The organism is Kocuria dechangensis, from assembly GCF_014636775.1.
Classification (GTDB): domain Bacteria; phylum Actinomycetota; class Actinomycetes; order Actinomycetales; family Micrococcaceae; genus Kocuria; species Kocuria dechangensis.
In genome coordinates this window covers 26,806-51,950 of sequence record NZ_BMEQ01000010.1, presented here as the reverse complement: position 1 = coordinate 51,950, position 25,145 = coordinate 26,806, and the positions used below count along the sequence as shown (strand labels likewise).

General features: G+C 71.2%; 24 protein-coding genes. 14 read left to right on the top strand and 10 right to left on the bottom strand.

Going from position 1 to position 25,145, the window contains the following annotated elements:
• Positions 1 to 131: 131 nt before the first annotated feature.
• Positions 132 to 1,055, bottom strand: coding sequence for an aminoglycoside phosphotransferase family protein (locus IEW07_RS10675; RefSeq protein WP_188537031.1), 924 nt, complete (start codon positions 1,053 to 1,055; stop codon positions 132 to 134).
• 306 nt (positions 1,056 to 1,361) lie between these two features.
• Between IEW07_RS10675 and IEW07_RS10670 the strand changes: the two genes are divergently transcribed.
• Both IEW07_RS10670 and IEW07_RS10665 read left to right on the top strand, forming a co-directional pair.
• On the top strand, positions 1,362 to 2,258 hold the full coding sequence (locus IEW07_RS10670) for a hypothetical protein (protein WP_188537029.1): 897 nt from the start codon (positions 1,362 to 1,364) through the stop codon (positions 2,256 to 2,258).
• A gap of 178 nt (positions 2,259 to 2,436) precedes the next feature.
• A complete protein-coding gene (locus IEW07_RS10665; protein ID WP_188537027.1) occupies positions 2,437 to 2,664 on the top strand; it encodes a hypothetical protein in 228 nt (75 codons plus the stop codon).
• A 118-nt stretch (positions 2,665 to 2,782) separates the two neighbouring features.
• Here IEW07_RS10665 and nagB read toward each other — a convergent pair whose 3' ends face one another.
• The 3 genes from nagB to IEW07_RS10650 form a co-directional block, all read right to left on the bottom strand.
• A complete protein-coding gene (nagB, locus tag IEW07_RS10660) occupies positions 2,783 to 3,568 on the bottom strand; it encodes a glucosamine-6-phosphate deaminase (protein WP_188537025.1) in 786 nt (261 codons plus the stop codon).
• A 135-nt stretch (positions 3,569 to 3,703) separates the two neighbouring features.
• On the bottom strand, positions 3,704 to 4,933 hold the full coding sequence (locus IEW07_RS10655; protein WP_188537023.1) for an MFS transporter: 1,230 nt from the start codon (positions 4,931 to 4,933) through the stop codon (positions 3,704 to 3,706).
• Positions 4,930 to 6,210: a M20 family metallo-hydrolase gene (locus IEW07_RS10650; RefSeq protein WP_188537021.1), complete on the bottom strand. Its 1,281-nt coding sequence runs from the start codon at positions 6,208 to 6,210 to the stop codon at positions 4,930 to 4,932. The genes IEW07_RS10655 and IEW07_RS10650 overlap by 4 nt, the downstream gene beginning before the upstream one ends.
• 155 nt (positions 6,211 to 6,365) lie before the next feature.
• On the opposite strand from IEW07_RS10650, the gene IEW07_RS10645 reads away from it, so the two are divergent.
• The 5 genes from IEW07_RS10645 to IEW07_RS10625 all read left to right on the top strand — a co-directional run bounded on the left by IEW07_RS10645 (position 6,366) and on the right by IEW07_RS10625 (position 10,676).
• Positions 6,366 to 7,115, top strand: coding sequence for a 5-oxoprolinase subunit PxpA (locus IEW07_RS10645; protein WP_188537013.1), 750 nt, complete (start codon positions 6,366 to 6,368; stop codon positions 7,113 to 7,115).
• Between the two features lie 87 nt (positions 7,116 to 7,202).
• Positions 7,203 to 7,442: an acetyl-CoA carboxylase gene (locus tag IEW07_RS10640; protein WP_188537011.1), complete on the top strand. Its 240-nt coding sequence runs from the start codon at positions 7,203 to 7,205 to the stop codon at positions 7,440 to 7,442.
• 3 nt (positions 7,443 to 7,445) lie between these two features.
• Positions 7,446 to 8,810: an acetyl-CoA carboxylase biotin carboxylase subunit gene (locus IEW07_RS10635; RefSeq protein ID WP_188537009.1), complete on the top strand. Its 1,365-nt coding sequence runs from the start codon at positions 7,446 to 7,448 to the stop codon at positions 8,808 to 8,810.
• Positions 8,807 to 9,727 carry a 5-oxoprolinase subunit B family protein gene (locus tag IEW07_RS10630; RefSeq protein ID WP_229741761.1) on the top strand — a complete coding sequence of 307 codons (921 nt, stop codon included), beginning with the start codon at positions 8,807 to 8,809 and terminating at the stop codon, positions 9,725 to 9,727. Before IEW07_RS10635 ends, IEW07_RS10630 begins: the two co-directional genes overlap by 4 nt.
• Complete coding sequence (locus IEW07_RS10625) at positions 9,711 to 10,676, top strand: 5-oxoprolinase subunit C family protein (protein WP_188537007.1); 966 nt, start codon at positions 9,711 to 9,713, stop codon at positions 10,674 to 10,676. The genes IEW07_RS10630 and IEW07_RS10625 overlap by 17 nt, the downstream gene beginning before the upstream one ends.
• A gap of 84 nt (positions 10,677 to 10,760) precedes the next feature.
• On the opposite strand, the gene IEW07_RS21435 is transcribed toward IEW07_RS10625, so the two are convergent.
• Together IEW07_RS21435 and IEW07_RS10615 are read right to left on the bottom strand one after the other, a co-directional pair.
• Positions 10,761 to 11,744, bottom strand: a complete 984-nt coding sequence (locus IEW07_RS21435; protein WP_188537162.1) for a GlxA family transcriptional regulator — start codon at positions 11,742 to 11,744, stop codon at positions 10,761 to 10,763.
• Between the two features lie 35 nt (positions 11,745 to 11,779).
• The gene (locus IEW07_RS10615) at positions 11,780 to 12,418 is read right to left on the bottom strand and encodes an HD domain-containing protein (protein ID WP_188537005.1); all 639 of its coding nucleotides are present in this window, start codon (positions 12,416 to 12,418) and stop codon (positions 11,780 to 11,782) included.
• A gap of 258 nt (positions 12,419 to 12,676) precedes the next feature.
• Between IEW07_RS10615 and IEW07_RS10610 the strand changes: the two genes are divergently transcribed.
• The 5 genes from IEW07_RS10610 (at position 12,677) to IEW07_RS10590 (ending at position 17,916) form a co-directional block, all read left to right on the top strand.
• Positions 12,677 to 13,708 carry an FUSC family protein gene (locus tag IEW07_RS10610; RefSeq protein ID WP_188537003.1) on the top strand — a complete coding sequence of 344 codons (1,032 nt, stop codon included), beginning with the start codon at positions 12,677 to 12,679 and terminating at the stop codon, positions 13,706 to 13,708.
• Positions 13,709 to 14,071: 363 nt separating this feature from the next.
• Positions 14,072 to 15,232, top strand: coding sequence for an OmpA family protein (locus IEW07_RS10605; protein ID WP_188537002.1), 1,161 nt, complete (start codon positions 14,072 to 14,074; stop codon positions 15,230 to 15,232).
• Between the two features lie 151 nt (positions 15,233 to 15,383).
• Positions 15,384 to 16,880, top strand: coding sequence for a hypothetical protein (locus IEW07_RS10600; protein ID WP_188536999.1), 1,497 nt, complete (start codon positions 15,384 to 15,386; stop codon positions 16,878 to 16,880).
• Positions 16,880 to 17,152, top strand: coding sequence for a hypothetical protein (locus IEW07_RS10595; RefSeq protein ID WP_188536997.1), 273 nt, complete (start codon positions 16,880 to 16,882; stop codon positions 17,150 to 17,152). Before IEW07_RS10600 ends, IEW07_RS10595 begins: the two co-directional genes overlap by 1 nt.
• On the top strand, positions 17,149 to 17,916 hold the full coding sequence (locus IEW07_RS10590; protein WP_188536995.1) for a hypothetical protein: 768 nt from the start codon (positions 17,149 to 17,151) through the stop codon (positions 17,914 to 17,916). The genes IEW07_RS10595 and IEW07_RS10590 overlap by 4 nt, the downstream gene beginning before the upstream one ends.
• An 81-nt stretch (positions 17,917 to 17,997) precedes the next feature.
• On the opposite strand, the gene IEW07_RS10585 is transcribed toward IEW07_RS10590, so the two are convergent.
• The 3 genes from IEW07_RS10585 to IEW07_RS10575 all read right to left on the bottom strand — a co-directional run bounded on the left by IEW07_RS10585 (position 17,998) and on the right by IEW07_RS10575 (position 21,864).
• Entirely contained in the window at positions 17,998 to 18,825 is an 828-nt protein-coding gene (locus tag IEW07_RS10585; RefSeq protein ID WP_229741760.1) for a gamma-glutamyl-gamma-aminobutyrate hydrolase family protein, read from the bottom strand.
• A 366-nt stretch (positions 18,826 to 19,191) separates the two neighbouring features.
• Positions 19,192 to 20,430, bottom strand: coding sequence for an MFS transporter (locus IEW07_RS10580; RefSeq protein WP_188536993.1), 1,239 nt, complete (start codon positions 20,428 to 20,430; stop codon positions 19,192 to 19,194).
• A gap of 120 nt (positions 20,431 to 20,550) precedes the next feature.
• Positions 20,551 to 21,864, bottom strand: a complete 1,314-nt coding sequence (locus IEW07_RS10575) for a hypothetical protein (RefSeq protein WP_188536991.1) — start codon at positions 21,862 to 21,864, stop codon at positions 20,551 to 20,553.
• A 288-nt stretch (positions 21,865 to 22,152) separates the two neighbouring features.
• Here IEW07_RS10575 and IEW07_RS10570 point away from each other — a divergent pair, with 288 nt between their 5' ends.
• Positions 22,153 to 22,359, top strand: coding sequence for a hypothetical protein (locus IEW07_RS10570; RefSeq protein ID WP_188536990.1), 207 nt, complete (start codon positions 22,153 to 22,155; stop codon positions 22,357 to 22,359).
• Positions 22,360 to 22,453: 94 nt separating this feature from the next.
• Positions 22,454 to 23,275: a hypothetical protein gene (locus tag IEW07_RS10565; protein ID WP_188536988.1), complete on the top strand. Its 822-nt coding sequence runs from the start codon at positions 22,454 to 22,456 to the stop codon at positions 23,273 to 23,275.
• A 157-nt stretch (positions 23,276 to 23,432) separates the two neighbouring features.
• Here the strand turns inward: IEW07_RS10565 and IEW07_RS10560 are convergent, their stop codons facing one another.
• A complete protein-coding gene (locus tag IEW07_RS10560) occupies positions 23,433 to 25,109 on the bottom strand; it encodes a DUF262 domain-containing protein (RefSeq protein ID WP_229741759.1) in 1,677 nt (558 codons plus the stop codon).
• Positions 25,110 to 25,145 lie beyond the last annotated feature (36 nt).

Sequence of the window (25,145 nt, the reverse complement as noted above, 5' to 3'; positions counted from 1 at the left end):
GAAATCAGGGACTGACCAGGCGCTATACAACCCTTTCCTGACGCCGAACACCTTCGGCACAGCCTTCGGCGGAGTTATCCATCCCCCCAAAGAGGGACACGACAACAAAATGGGTTGTGGTCGAGAAGCCGCTAGCCCGAGCGCCCGCCGAGGGACACCAGCTGACCCACCGCGTGCTCGACCACTCCGGCGAACTCCTGCGACGACGCCGGGTCGGCCACCAGCGCCGTCACGTAGATCGCAGCCCAGGCAGCGGCACGGCGCCACACGTCGTCGTCGTACCGGCCGCTCCCGTCGGCGATGTCACGGAAGGCCGAGCGCTGGGCGGCGTCGAGGGTCAGCCAGGCGGTGGCGAGGTCGGAGGCGGGGTCCCCGGCGCAGACGTCCCCGAAGTCGATGAGCCCGGCCAGCCGCTCCTGCCGGTGGACGAGGTTCCACGGGTGCGGGTCGCCGTGCAGCCAGACCGGCGGCCGCCGCCACGGGGCGGCGCGCAGTCCGTCGTCGACGATCCTCCTGAGCTGCTCTCCCCGGTGAGCCCCGAGCGCCGCGTCGACGGACGGCCGGCGCTCGGCCACACTTCGGATCCGGTCGGCGAGCGGGACGCCCCGGTACGGATTGTGCGGAGCGTCCTGCGGCGCCGGCCGGTGCAGCGCGGTCAGCGCTCGTGCGAGGGCCGGGGCGAGGCGGTCGCGCCGCCCGACGGGCAGGAGCGCGACGGCCTCACCCTCGATCCACTGCGTGACCGCCCAGGGCCAGTGGTACCCGGCGCCGGGCCGGCCGTGGAAGACCTGCCGGGGAGTCTCCACCCCGAGCACGGCGAGCGGCGCAGCGGCACGAGCCGTCCACCGCATCTCGTTGGTGAGGCACGGCACGGAGGCCTGGCGGACGGGCAGGCGCACGACGTGAGAGGGGCCCAGCCGGAACATCGCGTTGTCCCAGCCCTGGACCACCGGCCCGAGCGGCTGGGCGGCGAGCGCCTGCAACGACTCCGGCAGCTGCGCCTTGAGGAGGCGGCGCACCAGGGCGGCCGTCGGGTGGAGCTCGGCCTCCGGCACGCTTCCCTCCTTCTCCGGTCTCCGTCCTCCGGTCTCCGTCACCTGCTGCGGCACGGTCGCCGGACGGGCCGTTCCCAGGGGAACGCATCCTCCCACGGGCGCACGCTCCGCACGGCTGCGGGACCGCGTCCTCCGCCAGGACCCGGCGCAACACCGCGACGCATTGCCCGATGATCAGGCTCCTTGCACGTGAGACCGCCCACCATTTGCGCGTTCTCCCAGGTCAATCCGGATAATGGGAAGGGCCGGCCCGGGCGACGTCGCGGGGATCGGCCCCCCATCCCGCGACCTGACGAGGACCTCACCATGACCATGGAAAAACCCCGCACCGACACCTCACCCGCCGAGGACCGGTCCCCCGACGCCGAGACGGCGGAGAAGCCCGAGAAGAAGGGCCCCGCCCTGAACATCCCCGGCCTGGTGGCCGGCGCGGCCACCGCGGCCACCATGTCGGTGATCGGCGGCCACCTCAGCGTGGTCGGCACCGTCATCGGCGCCGCGCTGACGAGCATCGTCTCCGGTGTGGCACTCGTCGTCTACTCCACCTCGCTCGAGAAGAGCCGCTACGGCCTGAAGAAGGTGCGCACGGTCGTGGCCCAGCGCGTGCTCACCCGCGACGGGGTGGTGGTCCCCGAGACCCACGGCAGCACCGCCGTGGAGCCCGCCGACCGCCTCGGACGGCTCCGGCAGCTGAAGCTGAAGCCCGTCCTGGTCAGCGCCGGCGTCATCCTCGGGCTGGCGTTCGCGGCCATCTTCGGCGTCCAGGCGCTGACCGGCACCGAGCTGTCCGGCGGCACGGGCACGATCCAGCGCACCGTGACGGGCAGCGAGTCGGTCTCGGTGCGCACCCCGGCCACCACCGCGCCGGCCGACGAGCAGGCCCCGGGCGCCGGTGAGGTCACCCCGACCACGGGCACCGACGGCATCGCACCGACGGAGGCGCCGACGACCGCCCCCACGGTCGAGGAGGGCGCGCCTGCCCCGGAGGCCACCACCGGTGCAGCCGAGACCGACAGCGGCCTGCCCGCCACCGGCGACGGCGCCGCAGGCACCCAGCCGCTGGACGGCAGCCAGACCGGCACGGACACCGGCAGCGGGACGGACACCGGCACCGGATCGGGCGCCGGCCAGCTCGGCTCCGACGGTGCGGCCCAGCAGGGCGCGACGGGCGGCGACGCCGGAGCGGCTCCCGCCGCGCCCTGAGCGGCGTCCCGCCGATGCCGGCGCGAAGCGCCGTCCCGGGCGGTACGTGACGCATCCGCGTCACGTACCGCCCGTTCATTGTCCGGCGCAGGGAGCAGTCCTAGCGTGGAGATGCCGCGAATCCACGGCACGTCAGAAGTGATTGCAGTTCCCGTTCCGCAGAGGAAGGCAAGACACCATGGCCGATCCCCAGAGCCCCGTGAAGGACGCCAACTACGACCTCCTGTCCATCCTGGAGGCGTCGCTGAAGATGGCGTGGAAGGTGGACGCCTACATCAAGGACGCCGACGCCGCAGGCGACACCGAGCTGGCGGACTGGTTCCGCAAGATCCAGGAGAACAACCTCAAGGCCGGCACCCAGGGCAAACGGATGCTGATCGAGCGCCTGCAGAAGGAGTCCGGCTGAGCGTCCCGCTCACCACGAGCTCCACCGGGTCCGGAGGCGCGAGCCCCAGACCCCGCACACGGGCTCCGGCGCACTGCTGCGCCGGGGCCCGTCCCTGTGCCGGGCCGGCCCCCTCCGCTCACGCCCGCCCCCGGAAGCGGTCCTTGGCCTGCAGGACGAAGCGGTAGTAGTCCCCCAGGGCCAGCCCGCCGGCCGCCGGCTCGTCGAGCACCACCGTGGCCCGGCGGTGGAACTGCAGCACCGAGGCCGGGCACATGCTCGACACGGGCCCCTCCACCGCGGCGGCCACGGCCGAGGCCTTGCGCTCGCCCTGCGCCACCAGGACCACCTGCCGGGCCTCGAGGATGGTGCCCAGGCCCTGCGTGACGCAGTGCGTGGGCACCTCCTCGTCGTCGGCGAAGAACCGGGCGTTGTCGGTGCGCGTCTGCGCGGAGAGCGCCTTGACCCGGGTGCGGGAGGACAGCGACGAGACCGGCTCGTTGAAGCCGATGTGGCCGTTCGTGCCGATGCCGAGGATCTGCAGGTCGATGCCGCCGGCCTCCGCGATCGCCCGTTCGTAGTCCTCGCACGCCCGCTCCAGGTCGCCGGCCCGGCCGTCGGGGAGCCGGACCCGGGAGCGGGGCAGGCGGAAGGGGCGCGCGACCTCCCGCTCCAGGAAGGTCGCGTAGCTGCCCGGGTGGCCGGGCGGCAGCCCGACGTACTCGTCGAGGGCGAAGCAGCGGATCCCACCGAGGTCGAGCGCGCCCTCCTGCTGCCGCCGGGCCAGCTCCCGGTAGATCCCCACCGGCGACGACCCCGTGGCCACGCCGAGCACGGTGTCGGGCTTCCGCGCGATATGGGCGGCGACGAGGTCGGCCGCGTGCGCCCCCACGTCCGCGGCGGTCGGCAGGATGACGACGTCCACGGGAGTCCTCCTCGGTGCGCAAGTCCGGTGCCCAGATTGTCCCCCGGCGCCCGGTCCGGGAACACCCCGGGAGGCCACGACGGCGGCGCCCCACGACACCCGCGGCCGCCGCCGGTACGGGGATCCTGACCCGCGTCATCGTGGTGCTCCCGGGTCCTGCGGGCCCGTGGCCGGCCGGCGCCGGCCGTTGAGCAGGACGGCGACAAGGGTCAGCGCTGCCACGGCGGCCAGGCACACCAGCGCGGCGGGGTACCCCAGGACGGGGGCGGCCAGGGCCAGCAGGTACGGCCCGGCCAGACCGGCGTAGGCGAGGCTGTAGTACACGGCCACCACGGACCCGAGCTCCTCCGGCGCCGCCAGCTCCTCCACCTCGGTCAGGCCCACGATCATGCACACCCCGTACCCGAGACCGAGCAGGATCGCGGCGGCCGCCGCGGCCGGCGGACCGGGCCGGGCGGTGGCGAAGGCGGCCACCAGGCATCCGGCGGTGACGAGTGCCAGCCCCACCGCCCCCGCGCCCGCCCCGCCGGAACCGTTCAGCCCGGCGTGCAGCCTCCGTCCCCAGGGCTGGACGGCGGCCCCGGCCACCAGGGCGAGCGCGGCCAGGAGTCCGGGGAGCACCAGGCCCAGGCCACCACCGGGTCCGACGGCGTGGGCGGGCAGCGTGGTGAACACCAGCGTGACGCTGCCGAAGACCCACGGCGCCATGGGAACCACCACCCCGCGGAAGCGGGCCGTCGTGGCCGAGGCCGGGACCAGACGGGCCCGGCCTGTCCCCCGCGGCCGAGCGGGCCGGGTCTCGGGCGCGCGGAGGAGCAGCACGAGGGCGACGGCGGCCAGCACCAGGTGCACCAGGTAGGGCACCAGCAGCGGGGCCGGTCCCCACTGGGCGAGGACCCCTGCGACCAGCGGGCCGACCCCGAAACCGGCGGTCAGCGCCAGGGCCGCCCGGCGGGCACCGGCCGCCGCCGGGGCGTCCGTGGAGAGCTCCTTGATCCAGGCCGTGCCGATGCTGAAGACGGTCCCGGACACCACCCCGGTGAGGAAACGACCGGCGTACAGCCCCGCCACGCCCCACTGCCCGGTGATCAGCACGGCGGTGGCCACCAGGGACAGGGCGGCGAAGGCGATCATGAGCCGCCGGCGCCCGTGCACGTCGCTGGCCCGCCCGCCGGCCACCAGCCCCGGGATCAGCCCGAGGGCGTACACCCCGAAGACCGCAGTCGCCTCGGCGTCCGAGAGCCCCAGCGTGGACCGGTAGGCCACCAGCAGGGGGACGAACTGGTTGGCCCCGTACCCCACGGCGAACATCGCGAGGGCGGGCCACCGCCACGACCCCGCACGGCCCCGGTCGCCCGGGCTCACCCGGCGGTGGTCGGCGTCCCGGCGAGCTCGCACGCGGCGCGCAGCAGCACCGCGACGCCGTCCGCGCAGGCCTCGGGCGTGGACCACTCCCGGGCGTTGTGGCTGATCCCGTCGTGCAGGCCTGGCACGAACACCATCCCGGCCGGGCCCACGGCCGCCATCTCGCCGGCGTCGTGGGCCGCCCCGGAGATCATCTCGCGGGAGCTCAGGCCGAGGTTGGAGGCGCTCTTGGCCAGGGCCGTGCGCACCTCCGGGTCGAACTCCACCGGCGGGGTCCGCGCCGTCACCCGGACGGAGACGGCCACCTTCGCCTCCTCGGCGGCCCGGTGGATCGCGTCGTCGAGCGCCTCCTGCGCCGCCGCCATGTGCCCGGCGTCGGAGCAGCGCATGTCGATGGTCATCAGCGCCGAACCGGGCACCACGTTCGTGGCGTTCGGCTGCTGCTCCACCCGTCCCGCGGTCGCGCGCATGTCGCCGTACCGGCCCGAGCGCACCATCTCGTGGAGGGCGACCGTCACCAGGGCGGCCGCCAGCCCGGCGTTGTGGCGCAGCTCGTAGGGGGTCGTGCCGGCGTGGGCGGCGACGCCGGTGAAGACCACTTCTTTCCACGTGATCGCGAAGATGCCCGTCACGAGTCCGACCTGGAGCTCCTCGGCCGCGAGGACCGGGCCCTGCTCGATGTGGCACTCCAGGTAGGCGTACGGCTCCGGGGCGGGGACGGGGTCGCCGTCGGTGAAACCGTGCCGGTCGAGCTCCTCGCCCACCGTGACGCCGTCGCGGTCCGTGAGGGCGCGCGCCTGCTCCAGGGGGATCCGGCCGGCGGCCACGGAGGAGCCGAGGGTCACCGTCTCGAACCGGACGCCCTCCTCGTCGGTGAAGATCACGATCTCGAGCGGACGCTGGGTGGTGACGCCGGCGTCGTTGAGCGCGCGCACCACCTCGAGGCCGCCCAGCACGCCGAGCGCGCCGTCGAACCGGCCGCCGGTGATCACGGTGTCCAGGTGGGAGCCGATCCGCACCGGGGCCAGGCGGTCGTCGAGGCCGGGGCGGCGGGCGTAGACGTTGCCCATCCGGTCGTAGCGCACGCTCAGCCCGGCGTCCTCGAACCACTCGAGCACCAGGCGGCGCCCGGCGAGGTCCTCGTCGGTGAGGGCGAGGCGGCGGACTCCGACCGTGCCGGCGTCCTCGTCGTCGTAGGCCCCGATGCGCGCGAGCTGCTCCAGGGAGGACCACAGCCTGTCGCGGTCGACCTCGATGATCTCCGGTGAATCCGTCATCCCCAGCTCCCGTTCCGCGTGCGTCCTGCCGTTCCCCCACTCTGGCCGACCCGGCGGGCGCAGGGAAGACGGTGCGGGAAGAACGGCGCGGGGAAGACCGGACAATGACCGGCCACCCCATTCCCCGATCCCCCTCGCACTCCTACGCTGTGACCATGGCCACAGAACAGACCCGCCCCACCGTCAACTCCGACCTGGGCGAGGGCATCGGCCTGCACCGCTTCGGCAACGACCCCGAGCTGCTGCAGATCGTGGACCTCGCCAACGTCGCCTGCGGGTTCCACGCCGGGGACCCGGACATCATGTCCGCCACCGTCGCCGCCGCGGTGGAGCACGGCGTGGCGATCGGCGCCCACCCCTCCCTGCCGGACCAGTGGGGCTTCGGCCGCCGTGCCATGGTCCTCACCCCGGAGGAGGTCGAGTCCCTGGTCCGCTACCAGGTCGGGGCCCTCACCGGCTTCCTGCGCCGGCACGGCGCCGAGCTGAACCACATCAAGCCCCACGGCTCGCTCTACGGCATGGTCGCCCGGGACGCCGCGCTCATGGAGTCCGTGGCGGCCGTGGCCGCCGACTACGGCGTCGCCGTCCTCGGCATGGCCGGCACCCCGCACGAGAGCGTCTGCGCCGAGCGCGGCGTGCCCTTCGTGGCCGAGCTCTACGTGGACCTGGACTACAACGCCGAGGGCGGGCTGATCATCCAGCGCACCCCGCACGCCACCGACCCGCAGGCGGCCGCGGACCGCGTGCGACAGGCCCTGACCGAGGGCTCCATCCACGCCGACGACGGCACCGAGCTGCCGATGCGCTTCGACTCCGTGTGCGTCCACTCCGACGCCCCCGGGGCGCCCGCGGTGGCCCGGGCCGTCCGCGAGGCGATCGACGCGCTCCGGACGGCGCCCGCCTGACCCGGCCGCACGGCGCCGCCGCGCCCCGCAGGACTTCCCGCAGGACCTGACGCAGGACACCTGAAGAATCCACCGAAAGGACCCACCATGGCCGAGATCCAGTCCCCGCTCCCCGGCGTCTTCTACCGCAAGCCCGGCCCCGACAAGGACCCGTACGTCCAGGAGGGCGAGCGGGTCGAGACCGGCCAGGTCATCGGCATGGTCGAGATCATGAAGCAGTTCACCGAAGTCCACTCGGACGTCGCCGGCACCCTGGAGAGCTTCTCCGTGGAGGACGCCGCCATGGTGAACCCGGGGGACGTCCTCGCCGTCGTCGACGAGGGCTGAGCCGTGGCCATCTCCACGCTCCTGGTCGCCAACCGGGGCGAGATCGCGGTGCGCATCATCCGCTCCGCGCAGGACATGGGCATCCGCACCGTCCTGGCCGTCAGCGAGATCGACCAGCAGTCCCTGGCCGCCGAGCTCGCCGACGTGGTCGCCGTCGTCGGCCCCGCCCCGGCCCAGGCCTCCTACCTCAACGCCGAGGCGATCGTGATCGCCGGCAAGGAGACCGGCTGCGACGCCGTCCACCCCGGCTACGGGTTCCTCTCCGAGAACGCGGCGTTCGCCCGGCGCGTCCAGGAGTCGGGGATGACCTGGGTGGGACCGGATCCCGACGTCATCGACCTCATGGGCCACAAGACCCGCGCCCTGGAGGCCGCGATCGCCGCGGACGTGCCCGTCCTCCCCGGCTCCAACGGGCCCCTCGAGGGCGACGACGACGCCGTCCTCGCCCTGGCGCGGGAGGTCGGGTTCCCGCTGGTGATCAAGGCCTCGGCCGGCGGCGGCGGGCGCGGCATCCGTCTGGTGCGGGCCGAGGAGGACCTGCTGAAGACCGTCGACGTCGCCCGCGCGGAGGCCTCCGCGAGCTTCGGGGACCCGACCGTCTACCTCGAGCGGTACGTGGAGCGCGCCCGGCACGTGGAGGTGCAGGTGCTCGGCGACGGCGAGACGTTCCTGCACCTGGGCGACCGCGACTGCTCCCTGCAGCGCCGCTCGCAGAAGATCGTCGAGGAGGCGCCGGCACCGGACCTGCCCGACCACGTCCGCGAGCGCATCCGGGAGTCGGCGGTGAACCTGGCCCGGCTGGCCGGGTACACGGGCGTGGGCACGGTCGAGTACCTCTACGACCCCGTCCGGCACGAGGCCGCGTTCATCGAGATGAACACCCGCCTGCAGGTGGAGCACCCCGTCACGGAGTTCGTCACGGGTGTGGACCTGGTGGCCGAGCAGCTGCGGATCGCCTCCACCGGGCGGACGGAGCTGCGCCAGGAGGACATCCGCTTCGACGGGCACTCCATCGAGTGCCGGATCAACGCCGAGGACCCGGACCGCAACTTCCTGCCCAGCCCGGGCACGCTCACCCGGCTGGACTGGCCCGAGGGCGAGGACTACCGCGTGGACACCGGGGTGCGCAGCGGGGACACCGTCGCGCCCTTCTACGACTCGCTGCTGGCCAAGCTCGTCGTCCACGGCCACGACCGTGCGGAGGCCGTCCGCCGGATGAGCGAGGGCCTGGCCGCCACGCACATCGAGGGCATCAAGACCACGGTGCCGCTGCTGGCGCGGCTGGTGACTGACCCCGTGTTCGAGAAGGTCGGGCACTGGACCACGTACATCGAGACCGAGATGCTGAGCACGGGGAGCCCCGAATGACCGAGCAGTCGACCGAGACCATGTACCTGCCCACCGCCCGGTACACCTGGGGCGGTGACGAGTTCCTGTTCGTGGAGTTCGACGAGGCCATGAACCTCACGGCCAACTACCTGGCCACGGCGGTCGCCCACGGGCTGGAGCAGCTGGACCTGGACGGCGTCGTCGACGTCTGCCCGGCCAACGCGTCCCTGCTGGTGCGCTTCGACCCGGACGTCCTCGCCGGCGAGGACCTCAAGCGCCGCACGCAGGAGCTCGAGGCGCAGGCGAGGACCGCCACCCAGCACACGGTGGAGACCCGGATCATCGAGGTGCCGGTCTGGTACCAGGACCCGTTCACCGCCGAGGTCTCCCAGCGGTTCCGCGAGGGCTACCACCAGGAGCCCGGCGGGTCCGACCTCGACTTCGCCGCGAAGGTCAACGGCCTGGACGGCGCCGACGAGTTCGTCCGCCGCCACCACGGGTCCCCGTGGCTGGTGTCCATGGTGGGCTTCGTGGCCGGGCTGCCGTTCCTCTACCAGCTCGTCCCACGCGAGCGGCAGCTGCAGGTGCCCAAGTACCTCAGCCCCCGCACGGACACTCCCCCGCTGACCGTGGGACACGGCGGGTGCTTCGCCTGCATCTACTCGGTGCGCGGGGCCGGCGGGTACCAGATGTTCGGGGTCGCGGCCGCGCCCATCTACGACCCCGGCCAGGAGCTGCCGGACTTCGAGGACTTCCTCATCCTCTTCCGCCCCGGGGACCTCGTGAAGTTCCGGCCCGTGGACGAGGCCGAGTACCGCGCCATCCAGGAGCAGGTCGAGGCCGGCACCTGGCGGTACCGGCAGGCCCCCGTGACCTTCGACGTCGAGGCCTCGATCGACGATCCCGAGTCCTACAACCGAACCCTTCTGGAGGCCCTCGATGGCGCTGACAATTGAGCAGCCCGGACTGCTGACGACCGTCCAGGACCAGGGGCGGATCGGGTACTACAACGTGGGCATCCCGCAGGGCGGTGCCATGGACCAGGAGTCGGCGCAGGCGGCCAACAAGCTGGTCGGCAACACCGCGGCCGAGGCCGTCCTGGAGTGCACCTACATGGGGCCTTCGTTCACCGTGGACGCCCCGACGACGATCGCGGTCACCGGCGCCGATATCCCGGTGCTGCTCAACGGGACCGAGCAGTCCGCGTGGACGCGGATCGAGCTCGCCGAGGGCGACGCCGTGAAGTTCGGCGTGCTGCGCGGCGGCGCGCGGTTCTACCTGGCGGTGCGCGGCGGCGTCGACGTGCCGGAGGTGCTCGGCTCCCGCTCCACCTACGCGATCGGGCGGCTCGGCGGGGTGGACGGGCGGAAGCTGGAGGCCGGCGACGTCGTGCCCGTGGGCTCTCCTGTCGGGGAGCTGCCGTCGGTCGCCGAGATCCCCGAGAGCCTGCGGCCGGCGCTCGGCGGGGACCAGGAGCTGCGGATCGTGTGGGGCCTCTACGACCACCTGCTCACCGACGAGGGCCGGCGCCGGCTGGTCGAGGAGGAGTGGAAGCTCACCCCCGTGGCCGACCGCATGGGCCTGCGCTACGAGGGACCCGGCGTGGAGTGGATCCAGCGGGAGCAGCCCTTCGGGGCCGGCCAGGACCCCTCCAACATCGTCGACGCCGGCTACGCCGTGGGCTCCATCCAGGTCCCCGGCGGCACCCAGCCGATCGTGCTGCACCGGGACGCGGTCTCCGGCGGCGGCTACGCCATGGTGGGCACCGTGATCTCCGCGGACATGGACCTGCTGGCCCGCGCCACCCCGGGGACATCCACCCGGTTCCGGGCAGTGTCGATGGAGGAGGCGCTGGAGGCCAGGAGGGAGCGGGCGCGGCGGATCGAGGGGCTCTGGGGGCTCTGACGCTTTTCCGGTGATGTAGCGGTGCCCCGGGGCGAGAGATGCCTTGGGGCACCGTTGTCCGGTGCCGCTCGCCGTTCCGACCGGTCAGGGCTGCTGGTCAGTGCTGGTGGTCGGGGTCGTCGTCGCGAACCGCGCCCGGTACTGGCTCGGCGCGAGGCCGAAGCGGGCCACGAAGGCCCGGCGCATGGTCTCGGTGCTGCCGAAGCCGGCGGCGCGGGCGGTGGCGGTGATGCTGTGACCGGCGTCGAGCAGCCCCTTGGCGTGGTCCAGGCGGGTGCGCTCGACGAACCGGGCCGGGGAGACGTCCAGTTCGGCCGCGAAGAGGCGGGCGAGGTGCCGGGGGCTGACGCCGACGGCGGCGGCCAGCGCGTCGGTGCCGTGGTCGAGCGCCGGATTCGCCGCGACGAGGTCGGCGGCGGCGCGCAGCGCGGGGGTCCGCGGCGGACGCAGCTCCAGGGGCGCGGAGAACTGGGACTGGCCGCCGGGGCGCTGCATGAACATCACCAGGTTGCGGGCCACCTCGCGGGCCAGGTCCGGCCCGTGGTCGTGCTCCACCAGGGCCAGGGCCAGGTCGATGCCGGCCGAGACACCCGCCGAGGTGAACACTCCGCGGTCCTCGACGAAGAGGGCGTCGGGCTCCACCGTGATGTCGGGGTGGGCGCGGGCCAGGAGCGCGGCGTGGCGCCAGTGGGTGGTCGCCCGCCGCCCGGACAGCACTCCGGCCGCGGCCAGGACGAAGGACCCGGTGCAGATGGAGACCAGCCGGCGCGGTCGGTCCCGGAGGCCCCGGACCGCCTCGACGAGGTCCTGGGGGATCGGGGCGGCCACGAGGCCGTCGCCCCCGGCGACGACCAGCGTGTCCACGTCCGCCAGTTCCGAGGCCGCCGAGTCCACGGGCAGGGGTGTCCCGATGGAGCTCGCCACCGGGTTCCCCGACGCTGAGGCGTAGGCCAGCGCGTAGTCAGCACCGAGGCCGTTGGCCTCGGCGAACACCTCGGCCGGGCCGGCGACGTCGAGCATCTTCACGCCGTCGAACACGAGGAAAACCACACGCCGGGAGCTGGTCATCACGGCCTCACGCTATCGTCCGCACCGCCCCCGGTTCACTCGGGCCAGGCGTTGTCCTGGATGATCCGCACGAAGTTCTCCCGGTGGAAGTCGGGGTCGAAGTGGGCGAGCACGTCGTCGTTCATGGTGCCGAAGGTGGTCTCGGGGCGGTCGGCCATGCCGTGGTAGAACGCCCGGAGGATCTGGTTCTTGAAGTCCGTGCGCGGGTGCGCGGCGACGACCGCGGCGCGGTCCTCCTCGCTGATCTGGTCCAGGTCCAGCCCCAGCACGTCGGTCTCCACCCCGAGGGTGACGACGGCGACCTCGGGCGCCAGGTGGTGGGGGATCTCCGGGGTGGTGTGCAGGGCGATCGCCAGCCAGACGTTGCGCGCCTCCTCCGGCGACCGGCCGTGGTCGCGCAGGAAGCCCTGCGCCGCCTCGGCGCCGTCGATCTCGAACCGCTGGTCCTTCGTGCGGTGGGCCGAGGTCAGGCCGAGGTCGTGGAACATGGCCCCGACGTAGGCGAGCTCGGGATCCACCTCGAGCCCCCGTGCGGCGGACTTGAGCATCCCCCAGAGGAAGACCCGGCGGGAGTGGTTGAACAGGCTCTCGTCGGCGGCCTCCCGCACCAGCGCGGTGGTGTCGCGGACCAGGGCGGAGTCCGGGACGGTGATCCCGGCGATCGTCTCAGGCACAGTGTCTCCTCGTGATCGGTGCATGGTGTGGACCGGCTCGTCGCCGGTCCACCTCCACCCTCCCGCCTCGCTCGCCCTACCGACACTGTCCCGACGGACCATCTCCCCACAGATCCGGACATCTCGGTGGGGTGCTGCCTCCGGTCCGTCCCATCGGGATCGGTGAGGAAGCCCCTCCGGAGCGGAGCGGTGGCTGGATACAGTGGAACGTCCCCTCCGCGGGACGACCGGAGCACCGACCAGGGAGAGCGCCCCACCGTGAACCAGCACGTCCGAGGCTTCTTCGAGCTGCCCTCGGGACGCGGCCACCGGGTGCCAGCCCTGCGGGTGGGGGCGGGCATCGCCCTTCCCCTGCTGGTGATGCTGCTCCTCGGCCGGCTGGACCTGACCGTCTACGTGATCTTTGGGGCACTGACCGGGGTGTTCGGCCGGGCGGAGTCGCACCGGCTGCGGTTCCGGCACCTGGGCTCCGCGGGAGTGCTGATGGGCGTCAGCATCGTCGCCGGCGCGACGGCATCCCTCGCCGGGACGGGGCCCTGGGCCGTCGTGCTGGCCGGGACCGTGCTGGCGGGAACGTTCTCCGTCCTCTCGGACCGGCTCGGTCTGCGCCCGGCCGGCCCGTTCTTCTTCCTCTTCGCCTTCACCACCACCGCCGGCGTCCCGTTCGCCGGTCCGCTGTCGGAGGCGGCGCTGGCCGTCGTCGGCAGCGTGCTCACCGCGGTGGCGCTGGGTCTGGCCGGCACGGTGACGGGTCCGCGCTGGGATCCGCCGCCGCCGTACGGGCCGCTGCCGTGGTCCGCGATGCTTCTGCGCGCCGGCCGCTACGCGCTCGCCGTGAGCCTGGCCGGCGCCGTGGCCACCGCCCTGGGGCTGGGCCACCACAACTGGGCGATGCTCGCCGCCACCGCACCGCTCGCCGCCGCAGGTCTGGCGGGGCGGCTGAACCGGGCCGTGCACAACGTCGTGGGCACCTACGCCGGCGTGGGGCTGTCCGCGGCGCTCCTGACCGTGGACTGGACCCCGCTGCAGCTGGCGCTGCTGCTGGCCCTGCTGCAGTTCGCCGGGGAGGTCTACGCCGTGCGCCACCACAGCCTGTCGCTGGTCTTCATGACCCCGGTGGCCCTGATGATGACCGGCTTCGTCGTCTCCGTCCCCGCCCACCGACTGGTCCTCGACCGCGCCGTGGAGACCACCATCGGGGCCGGGGTGGCCGTGGCGCTCGTCCTGGCGACCGAGCGGGCGGTGCGGCGGGCCCGAAACTCGGGGCCGGTCGGCGCGTCCGGCCGCTGAGATCAGAAGAGGGCACCCTGTGCGTCAGCCGACTCTGGTGGACCGCGGTCGTCCATGTCCTCATCGACACTGCTCATCTGCACTTTGTAGATGAGCAGTGTCGATGAGGAGCCCACCACTGTGGATGTGCTCTACGCGGGCGGTGCGGCGGGCTCGCCGCGTCCTGGAGCCGGGCCGCCCGAGCGTCCGCTGACCGGCTGACCCCTTGACGCCGGACGCGGATATCGGTTTGTGACGGTCCCCGAGATGCAAACTCCTCATTGAATGGCATCTAGTTGCAAGTGCAATTTACGATTCAGTAAAGCGAGAACGAGGGGTAGCAACATGGGGAACAGGCGGCTCACAGCCGCCTCGGCAGTGCTGATGACAGCAGCACTGGTCACGGGGTGCAGCAGCAGCAGCGGGGCCGAGACGGCGCCTCCGCCCGGCCAGATGGTCGTGATCGCCGGGGACCGGCAGGGGATGCCGTCGATCGTGGACGAGTCCGGGCGTGAGCCCGAGATCGTCATCTCCTCGCTGCGGGAGGAGCTGAAGGGCCGCTTCGACCGCGACATGACCGTGTCCGTCGTCCCCGCCGACGGGGACCCCCGGACCGCGCAGACCGAGACGTACGAGCTGGACACCGACAACCCCACCCAGCAGAAGGAGTCCCCGGAGAAGCGGCTGGAGGAGCTCAGCGAGAACCTGGCGGCCCTCCAGTCCACCGCCGGCGAGTCCGACGTCCTGAGGGCGCTCGACATCGGCGGACGGCCCACCGCGGACGCGGAGAACAAGGCCCTCTACGTCTTCGACAGCGGGGTCTCCACCGCAGGCCCGCTGGCCATGCAGAACGGCCTGCTCGGCCCGGAGACCGACGTCGCCGAGATCGTGGGGCAGCTGCGGACCACGGGCAACATCCCGCACCTGAACGGTGTGGAGGTGCACTGGTGGGGCCTGGGCCAGGTGATGGACCCGCAGGGCACCCCGCCGGTGTGGGCCAAGACCAAGCTCGAGGAGCTGTGGACGGCCATCGTCGAGGCCGGAGAGGGGACCGTCGTCTTCCACGACGACGCGGTGCAGGCCACCGCCCCGACCGGCGAGCTGCCGGCGGTGACCCCGGTGACGTTCAGCGACGTCGTGGCCAAGCCCGTGGCGGTGACCATCCCGGAGTCGCAGATCTCCTTCCAGCCCGACACCGCGGAGTACGCCGCGCCGGACGCCGCCGCTCGGACGCTCACCGAGCTCGTCTCCACCCTGGAGACCTCCTCGGCCGAGGCCCTGTGGGTGACCGGGTGCACGGCCAATCCCGAGGGCGTCGCCGCGGAGTGGATGCAGCAGCTGTCCGAGGAACGAGCTCGCACGATCGCCCGGTCCCTGGAGGGCGCCGGGCTGAGCACGACCGTGCACGTCCAGGGGCTGGGGCCCGCCTGCCCCGGCCGCACGCCGGAGACCGAGGGCGGCGAAGGACTCGAAGCGGCCCAGGCCAAGAACCGCCGGGTGCTGATCACCTCCACCAAGCCCGCCCCTGTGGCCGTCCAGGACTGAGACAGGTCCCGGCCCCGGCGCCGCCCGCCGGCGACGGGCCCCGCTGCCGCCGGTTCGTGGGCAGCTCCCGCTCACCAGGTCCCGACGACGTCGCGCGACCACGACAGCAACCCCATGACTCGGCGGCCCGGAATCGGGAAAGGATCCCACGATGAGCACAGCTCCCCCTGAACAGTTCCGCACCTCCTTCCCGGCCTCCCCCGCCGTCCCGGGCCCCGACATCCCCGGCCGGCCCGATCACGCGCAGTTCACCGACGCCTGCTTCCAGGACGGCCTCGCGGACGCGGCGCGCGGGATCTACGACAAGTACTCCTTCACCTCGCAGGCGCCCACGACCTTCGAGCACCGGTGCTCCAGCTGGCTGGGCTTCGCGCTGAGCAAGGCGATCGACCAGCGGCACGACGACCTGCACGCGGCCCGGGACATCGCCGCCCAGGCCGAGACGGACCTCGCCCAGGTCCAGGGCCGGTGCCGTCAGGCGGAGGAGGATCTGGCCGAGGTCGAGTCGCGGATCGACGAGACCCGGGCCCTCCTCGAGGACCCCCGCGACCCCCTCTACGAACCGCTCACCGAGATGCTCTCCTCCCCCGAGCCGGTGGACAAGAAGGCGGCGAAGAAGTCGCGGAAGGCCTCCCGGCCGGCGCTCCACGCGGTCCGGCCGGTCCTCCACGCGCTGCGCCGGCTGGGCTCCTGGTTCTGGCGCCGGCCGTGGGCCCACGTGCTGCTGTGGATCCCGCTCGTGGCCGGCGAGGTGGGGCTCATCTTCGGGATCACCCAGCGGCTGGGCGACGACCCGCGGACGGGACAGCTGCTGGCCCTGTCCGTCTCCGCGCTCGCGGTGGCGGTCGCGTGGCTGGCCATCCCGCCGCTCATGAGCTCCGCCGCCTCGGGCGCCCGGAAGGTCCTCAGCGCGATCGCCGTGACCCTCTACGTGGTGACGATCCTGGCGCTGGGCTGGCTGAGGTACCTCACCTCCCGGCCCGATGTGCTGGAGCTGGTGGAGGACGCCGCCGATTCGTCCTTGGAGGCCGTCTTCATCCCCTGGTTCGGCGACGTCCTGCTCTTCTCGCTGTGGACGGCGCTGCCCCTGGCGCTGACCGCGGCCATCGCCCTCCTGGAGACCGACCTCGTGGCCAGGCGAACCAGGAAACACGCCGCCGCGGGCGTGGACGAGTCGACGTCCCGGCCGGTGGAGACCGAGGCGCCCGCCCCCGGGCCCCAGGACAGCACCGCCGACGACGACGTCGAGCTCGAGCACCGGCGGAACCAGCTGCTCGGCCACCTCAAGGGCCTGCGGATCCAGCGGAAGCAGCTTCAGGAGAAGGTCATCGCCCTCAGGACCGAGGAGACCCGCGCCGCGGCCGACCGGGAGAACGTGAAGCTCAGCGAGAGGGCGATCGACCAGCGCACGCGCGCGCACCTGCAGTCCCTGCCGCAGATGGTCCGTGACGGCTTCCTGTGCTACCTCCAGGGGCTGGAGCAGGCCCTGGCCGATCCCACCGTGACGGCGCACCTCCACGAGGCCGCCGCAACGTACATGGCCCGGTACGAGGTGGCCGCTGAGGCCAAGATGAACGAGTACCTGGTCTATCTCGACGAGCACCCCCTCGCGCAGACCGCCGGCGCGCGCGGCGCGAGGGATGTCTGATGTCCGACGACCTCACCGGCTGGCTCGTCGCGGCGTTCCTCCTCCTCGTGATCCTCGCCCTGCTCGGGAGCTGGGTCCTCCGGCGTGGTTCCGGTGAGCCCCAAGCCGCCCCCGACTCCTGCCCCGCGTGCCCGGGCGAGCTCCAGGAGTGCTCCGGCTGCGGAGGGCACTGGCGGGACCGCCGGTGCACCGACTGCCGGCTGGGCAGGACCTGCTCCCGGTGCCACCTGTCGTGGGCCTACTACGTCAAGAACGAAAGGAACGCGCGATGAGCCGTTCTCTGCTGCGCTCCGAGCACCTGCTGGCCGGTGCCCCGCCCATGGCCTCCCGGGTGGGGTTCCGGGAGCGCCGAGCCGCCCTGCGCGCCGGCCGGCGCAGCGCGGCCACGACCGTGCCCGACGCCGAGGGCCACCACCCGGCCACCCGCGCCATGGCCGCGGAGACGGCCCAGGTGGAAGCCCAGATCCACACCGCCCTGATCAAGGCGGTGGAGGGCCTGGACCGCAGGATCGCCCCGGCCGAGGCGCAGATCCGCCTGCTCACCGCCGGCCTTCCGCCGCAGACCTCCGCGGAGCCGCCCGTTCCCCGCGCGCCGATGACCGCCGCGGAGCAGGAAAGAGCCCGCGCGCAGGAGGAGGCCCTCCACCGGCACACGGCGCACCGCGCCGCGACCCTCCAGCGCCTGAGCCAGCTCCAGGAGGAGGTCGCCGAGCTGAGCCAGCAGCGCGAGCACCTGCACTCCACGGCAGCCGGCATTCTCTCCTCCTGGGCCGCCCGGTTCGACAAGCTGGTCGCCTTCCACCGCGCGGGCTTCGTCCGCGCCCTGACCCGCCGGTTCTTCCGCTCCACGCTGAAGGTCGAGGATCCCGGGAACCTGCCGATGCCCTCCTACCGCCCGACCCACGGCTGGGTCAGGGGCGAGCAGCTGTCCGTGACCGTCACCGAGGTCCATCCCGACCAGCAGCCCACGCTGCGGTGGGCCCACCTGCCCTGGAACCTGGACCGCCTGAGCGCCTCGGCGTCCCGGAACCGCTGAGCTGAGGCCCCGGAGCAGGCCAGGTGCGTCCTGTCCGTGCCGCGAGAGGGTCTCCCGCGGCACGGACAGCGCACCGTGTCCTCATGCGGCGGCCAGCGTCTCCCCCGAGGCGCACCGACGTGCGGAGCGGACCTGGTCCAGGAAGGCCGAGAAGAGTCTGCGCCGATCCGGCCCGGACCATTGGGCGTCCTCCGGGTGCCACTGCACACCGACGACCCACGTGCGGTCGCGGTGCTCCGCCGCCTTGACGACGCCGTCGTCGGTCACCGCAGCGGCCCGCAGCTCGGGGCCCCCGAGGTCGAGAGCGTGATGGTCGTGGGACCGGACCCTGAGCCGCCCGGCGCCGAAGAGGGTGGCCAGCCGGCTGCCCGGTTCCAGAGAGACCTCTTCCTCGGGGCGCACCGGCAGTCCTGGTTCGCCGCGACGCCGTGGGGCGGTGTCGAAGCCGGGGACGCGAGCGCCCATGCACGCGAGGTTGAGCAGGTGGGATCCCCTGCCGACCGCCAGAACAGCGGCGTCACGGTCGAGGGCCCGGCGGAGGAGATCAAGGGTGTAGAGGTCAGCACACAGGTCCGTGCTGTGCTCACCGGGCACGGTGTCTTCGCCCCCGTGGACGGAGGAGGCGGCGACTCCGCCGCCCAGCACCAGCATTCCGTCGGCGCCTTCGGCCAGGGCGGGATCGGGACGCTCCGGGGCGCTGGAGTCGATCAGGGTCGGACGGGCTCCGGCATTCACCAGAGTCTGCAGAGCTGTCCTGGTGAGGCGACGCGTCAGGTTCCGGCTCTCGGCGGTGCGGCCGGGGACGTTCAGCGGGACCACGACGGCCACGGTGGGCGCTCCGGCGCGCAGGCTCCACAGCCCGACAGGTGTCACTTCGTGCGCAGAGAGGCGAACGGTCTGGTGGTTCATGGGATCATCTCTTCCTTGATCGTGGTGGGACCGCTCCGCGGAGCGGGCCGGGTGCAGAAGGATCTTCGGGGTCCTCGTCGTGCTCACCGGATCCCGGCGGTCTGGGTGCTACCGCCCGGAGCCGTGATGACAGGACTCCCCATGGAAGAGCGGCCGCCCTGATCGTGGTGTCCTCAGGTTGTTCACGCTCCGTGTGTGATGCAGATCACTATGGCGCAGGGCGGAGCGTGTTGAACCCCCGAAGATGAAAGAACTTCGGCGGATCTTCACGGACGTGGAAGAAGCCGTCCTTTGCACCCGATCTCGTCACCCCGTCCCCCGGCGCCGTCGGCGGTTGGTTCAGGTTGCCCGCGCCCGGCTCTCCGCTCAGGGACGGGCGATGCGCCGCTCGCGGGCCGCCGGCCGGTTCCGGATCAACCCGAGGAGCACGAACAGGGCCAGCACCAGGACCATGCCGGCGTATCCGGCCGCCGTGGGCACCAGGCCGATCCTGCCCGCGACGGCACCGGCCACGACGGCGGGGATGCTGTGGGACAGGTAGCTGACCACGTAGATCGCCGAGAGGAGCCCGGCCCGCTCGTGGGGCGCCGCCTGCGGCAGGAGAAGGCGCAGCACCCCGAGGAAGCCGGCGCCGAAGCCGATGCCGGCCACCACCGTGGCGGCGAAGTACAGCGCGACGGAGCCGGCGGCGAGCGCCGCGATGGTGGCGGCCATGCCCACCACCAGGAGGCTCATGCCCACGGCGAGCACCCGCTCGGGCGCTGTCGAGCCGAGAAGGAGGATCGTGATCCCGCCGGTGCCCGTCAGCGCCGCGACCACGACGCCGGTGAGGACCACGGAGTCCGCCCCGGTCAGCAGTCGGACGAGGTTGGGGCCCAGGGCGATGATCAACCCGCCCAGGGCCCAGCACGCGGCCGCGGCGGGCAGCACCCACACCGCCGAGCGTCGCACGTGCGGCGGGAAGTGGACGCGCGGGCGCAACGAGGCCAGCGCCCCGGGAGCACGCTCCACGGTCTCGGGGCCGAGCGCCGTGCCCACGGTCTGCAGCACCAGCAGCCCCAGCAGCACGAGGAAGATGAGGTCGATCATCTCCGGGGCGGTGGCGACGATGAGGCTCGAGGCCACGGCACCGCCGGCCAGGCCCAGGACCGGCCCCGCACCGGTGATCACGGTCCCCAGACCCCGGCGGCCCTCCGGCTCGAGCTCGATGACGTAGGCACCGAGAGCGCCGGTGGCGGTGCCGGTCGCCACACCCTGGACCAGACGTGCCGCCACCAGAGTCGCCTCGCTGTCGGCCAGCACGAACACCAGCATCGCGGCGATCTCCAGGACCAGGGCCACCAGCAGCACCGGGCGGCGCCCGAGGTGGTCGGACAGCGCCCCGACCGTGAGCAGCGCGGTGAGCAGGGCCACCACGTAGGCGGCGAAGATGACGGTCAGCACGACCGGAGGGAAGCCCCATAGGTCCTGGTACAGCGGATACAGCGGGCTGGGCGCACTGGAGGCGGCCATGACCACCACCAGCACCGACGCCTGCACCCAGAAGGCCGCACGGGCGGGAAGCACAGGACGACGGCGGGGCGCGGCGCCAGGGGCGGAGGGCATGCGGACCTTTCACGACGGACCGGAGGAACGCGAAGATTCCGCGCGGAAATGACGATAGTTCCGCTCCAGAGGTATCACAGAGAAGCCATAGCGCCTCTGCGTCGGCCCGTTCGGGGAGGGTCAGGCAGCGACACCGGGAAATACTGTGAGCGATCCGTCGCTGTTTCGTTCGATTTCGATCGCAACGTCAGCTTGGGGGATTCCTGCGTTGAGGTCATCGCCGAGGGCTCGAAGTCGATACACAGCCTCCAGAAGGTTGTCCACCTCTCCTTGCGTGAACATGATGCTGCGGAAGCCGCCGCGACGCTTCAGCTCGAGAGTCGACAGCCGAAGAAGAATGGAGGCAATTCCGGATTCCAGTTCGTCGACGCGACGCTCGTCGTCCTGCAGCGTGCGTACGAATGTCTTGAATGGGTGGCTCGCGCCCTCCAGCTGTGCATGCTCAACGGCTTGAAGAACCAGCACCCGGCGTTTCAGGGCGATCGCAAGCTTCGCAAGTTCAAGGTGTGCACGGAAGGTGCCGCCTTCCTCGGTGATGCCGGGAAATGCTTTCGCGAGGGCTCCGACTTCGACCGGTCCATCCGGAAGCCCACCCAGCGCCTCCTGCCACTTGGCAAGGCGTCTACGAGTCCGCTCAATTGACTTGCCTATCGCGTGCACGGCGGAGTCAAGGCCCAAGGACAGGCCGATGCGGCCCTGATCGAGGAGGATCGAGGTGGCCTTGTCAATGGCATCACGGCAACCGTCGAGCTCGCTGCGCTCGTTCTCGAGCTTGTCCTCGTGCAGCTGCTCCAGCAGATCGGTGATCCGCTCGATCGACTCCTGGCGCTGCTGCTCGGCATGAGCGCTGACACTGACCGCGACCGCCATGAGCACAAGGGGCGCGGCCACGGTCAAGGCCCCGGCGCTCGCGACAGCCACACCAGCGGTTGCGGCAGAACCGGTCGCCGCTCCTGCAACGGTTGCCTTACCGGCGACGGGAACAAGAGTGGCCTTCGCTACGATGCCGGCGGAGTCGACCAGGTCGCCGTAAACGGCTCCTGGATGTGCCTTGGCAGCCATGGGCTTCACAAGTCCTTTGCCGACCTGCGCGGCGACTTTTGCCGGAACCACCATTCGGTAGAGCACGTCACCGGTAGCGGCGACATTCGGCGTCTGCGGCGCTGACCTCGCCGTCTGAGCGACGAGATGCGACAACTGTTGCGCGAGCGGACTGGCTGCGTGAAGCGCAATACCGTCCTTCCGATCGCGTTTGGTCGACAATGGATGCGCTTCCAGCGTCGCGATCGGAGCAACTGCAAGTGTTGCCAAAACCGTTCTCAGTTCCGCGAGACGTCCGGGCGTCATGCCCTCATCGCCTAATACATTCGGGACGCTGACGTCCTCAGTAGCAAGTGTCCACACCGGCACGGGCGCGGTGTTATCGGCAGTCACGTCTTGTTTCCTTCCGGATCATTCCTCCCACCATAGGCGGTCTCAGTGACACCTGAGGGGGAACTCTGCGCGCAATCTGAATTCCTGGTCCAAAATGTCGTCGCTGTCCGTTCCCGTCCACCACAGGGGCGTGCCATATATGAATCGCCAACTGAAGGAGGACATGACGTCACTGGCTCAGACCGGGATGCGTGAGGCCGGCGGTTGATTGCCGCAAGCGGTGCGGGGCCGATGGCAGCGGTTGCGCTGGGCCGTGGCGGCGGCGTGGACATTCTGAGGACCGTTGACATGCTCCGATCCGAGGACAAGCGGGTGCTGCTGCACTGCGTCCAGGCCCCGAGCCGCACGCTCATGATCGTGGCTCTCCACGGTTCCCTGGTCACCGGGGCTCCGGCATGTGAGGAGCAGCTCAAGATTGCCCGCATCCTGCCGGAGGCGGAGGTGAACAGGCCGTTCGAGCGGGAACTGCGGAGCCCCGTGCCGTCCGCCGCTTGAGCCCCGTGGAGCAACGATCCGATCACCGAGCTCATCGCGTCCGATGGCGTGGCTACATTAATTGCTTAAGTGATTCGAATCCGGGAGCGCCACCATGACGAACGCCAAGAACGCCAGCAACGAGGATACTGCTGTGGGGTGTCTGGGGCTGATCCTCCTGGGGGTCGTCGGCCTCGTCATCAACTTCGTCGTGGAGCACTGGGAGTTCTTCCTTGGCGCCGGACTGGGCATCGCGGCGATCGTGGTGGTCGTCCTGGTCGCCAGGGCCACGATCCGCGGCACGGTCGGTAAGAAGCGGGCCGCGGAAGCATCCGCCGAGCAGGCCAGACGAGCACGAGTGGCCACGCTGGAGAAGGCCCGGCACGCGGGCGAGAGCGACATGCGCGCCGCCTGGCTCGAGTGGCAGCTCGGCTCCCCTCCTGCTCAGCAGGCGCCCCGGCTTCTCGCGGCAGTCAGCGAAAGACTGGCCGTGCTCCCCAAGGCCAGCTGGAACGTGGCCCAGCTCCGGATGCACGGCCGGGCGGTGTGGGGCCTCCGGAACACGTCCGACCCGTCGCCCCTACAGCGGGAGGTCGAGGCCCGCCTGGACCGGGTGGCGGCCATGATCTCCGACCTCGGGGACGGGGAGTTCGACACCGGCCGGGGCCAGACCGACGACCAGTACCTGTACCACCCGGACCGGGAGATCCGCGCCGCCTACCTCGAGGGCGGCGCTAAGGGCATCGAGACGATCATGGGCACCATTACCGCGGCCCGCACCCAGGCCCGTGAGGACGCCGCGGCGAAGGCCGCCGCGGACGCCCTGGCCCGGCAGCGAAACGCCGCGCTCAAGGCCCTGCGGGAGACCCAGCAGCCCACCGAGACCCGGGACGCCCACACCGCATGGGAGGCGGAGGCCCAGCAGATCGATGAGTAACGGGCGGGACCACCGGAGCACCTTCTTGGACGGCGCGGCCACACTTCTACATCTGCACCAGGCTCAGCACGAGGCCCACCAAATTGCCGCCGAGGAAAGCGAGAGGTGTCTCCGCGCCCCCGACCGCACAGATTGGTGAGGTCACGGAGCATGAGATCTAAAGCAGATCCCACTCCTTCTCGAGGAGACCGACCAGGTTCTCCTGCCGGTCTTCCAGCACCTGGGGAGTCCAGGAGGCTTGGCTAAGCACCTGTATCGTCAGGGCGAAGGTGGGAACACCACCGGAACTGCGAAAGTAGCTGTTTTTCTTGTCCTCGAAGTCATATCGGCCAGCCTGCGAATTCTTTCGCCTGTTTAGGAGAACAAGGTTGGCCAGCTTGTGCACCCAGTGCTGCCGTTGGGCCTCGGTGAACATTCGGACCCACTCGCTGTCCGCGGCCGGATTCTGCGGTAGGACGTGCTCGATCGAGACGACGGCGTGGGAATACGTCACACCCGGGTGATTGGCCAGCACTTCGTCGAGCCGCTGGAGTACATACCTGCGGCAAGGAGGCACCGTGTAGATATCGTCCCGGAGCGCGGCGCGCGTGGCTGCCTTCTCGCGGTCATCCAGGTCGAAGGCCGGCGCCGCCGGCCCGTGCTCCTCCACCTGCTTGAGCAGGTCGCCATAGCGCTGTTGACGGGGAGTGGCATAGGTCCTTTGCAGAAGCATGGACGCAGCCAAGCGCTCGAGTTTTCGCAGGAACGCGTCCAGCCACTGCGGGTCTTCGTGATGAGTCTTCAGGGCCCAAAGCGCGGCGGGGCGCCAGTCCTCGTTGTCGATCTCCGAGAGGCGCCGGACCCAGGCATTGACCGCTTCGGCGCCATGGGAAGCACTGTAGCTGTGGCTCGTGATCTCCGTCAGGGCATCCGCGTAGGGCACGACCCACTCGTCCACAAAGCAGGCCGCGCGTCCGGGCAGGAAGTCGGGGAGTACGGAAATTTCGTACTCCTTGAAGAGCGAGGTTGTGGGGCGTTTCTTCTGGAAGATCCATCGCAGGTAGAGGAACAGATCGTTGAACGCGCTGCGGCCGACTTCCTGTTCCGCGTTTTCCCAGCGATCGGCGTACTCCGCTCGTTTTTCGCTGTGCATGCTTCCGATGATCTTGGACTTGAGCAGGTCCGCGGTGGACAGCTCCAGTCCACGGGAGTTCATCACTGTGAAGATCCGGTAGGCGCTCTCCAGATCGGAGGTCTGAACGACGACGAGGAAGGTCTGTCGGCTGATGGTCACCGCGAGCCGTGTCCGCTCCCCGTCGCTCATCTTCACGAGAGCGGCATGAATTTCTGCGGCATTGTCACGCATCGCCTTCTGGGCGTCGGTCCCGAAAAAAGCCGCGTTCCGCGTCAGAAGATCAGTTGTGGCGCCTGGCTCTTGGATGCACTTCCGGAAGAAGACGGCGTCCCGATCGCGGACGGTCAGACGCGCCTCTCCATCCGTACCGGAGAGCAGATCCCCCTCGTCCATGATCAACTTGTTGAGCGAGGCTTCCAGCTTCGGGTCAGTGGTGAGGTCCCGCAGCACGGACAGAAGGATCGTCAAGGTGGTGAGGCGTTGCTGACCGTCGATGACCTGAGCTTCCGGATTGTGGTCGTCCTTGATCAGCACGATAGAGCCCAGGAAATACGGCTCTTCCGCGCTCCGGCCCATGTGGTCCCGGAGATCCTGCACCAGCTGCATGGCCTGTTCAGGCTGCCAGGAGTACGGCCTCTGATAGTCCGGGATCTTGAACGCGTAGTTCTTCGACAGCACGTCCAGAATCTTGTGCTCCGCGGCCTGTATCGCCTTGCTCACGCACACCTCTCTTGTGGTCCGCATTTGTTCACGACT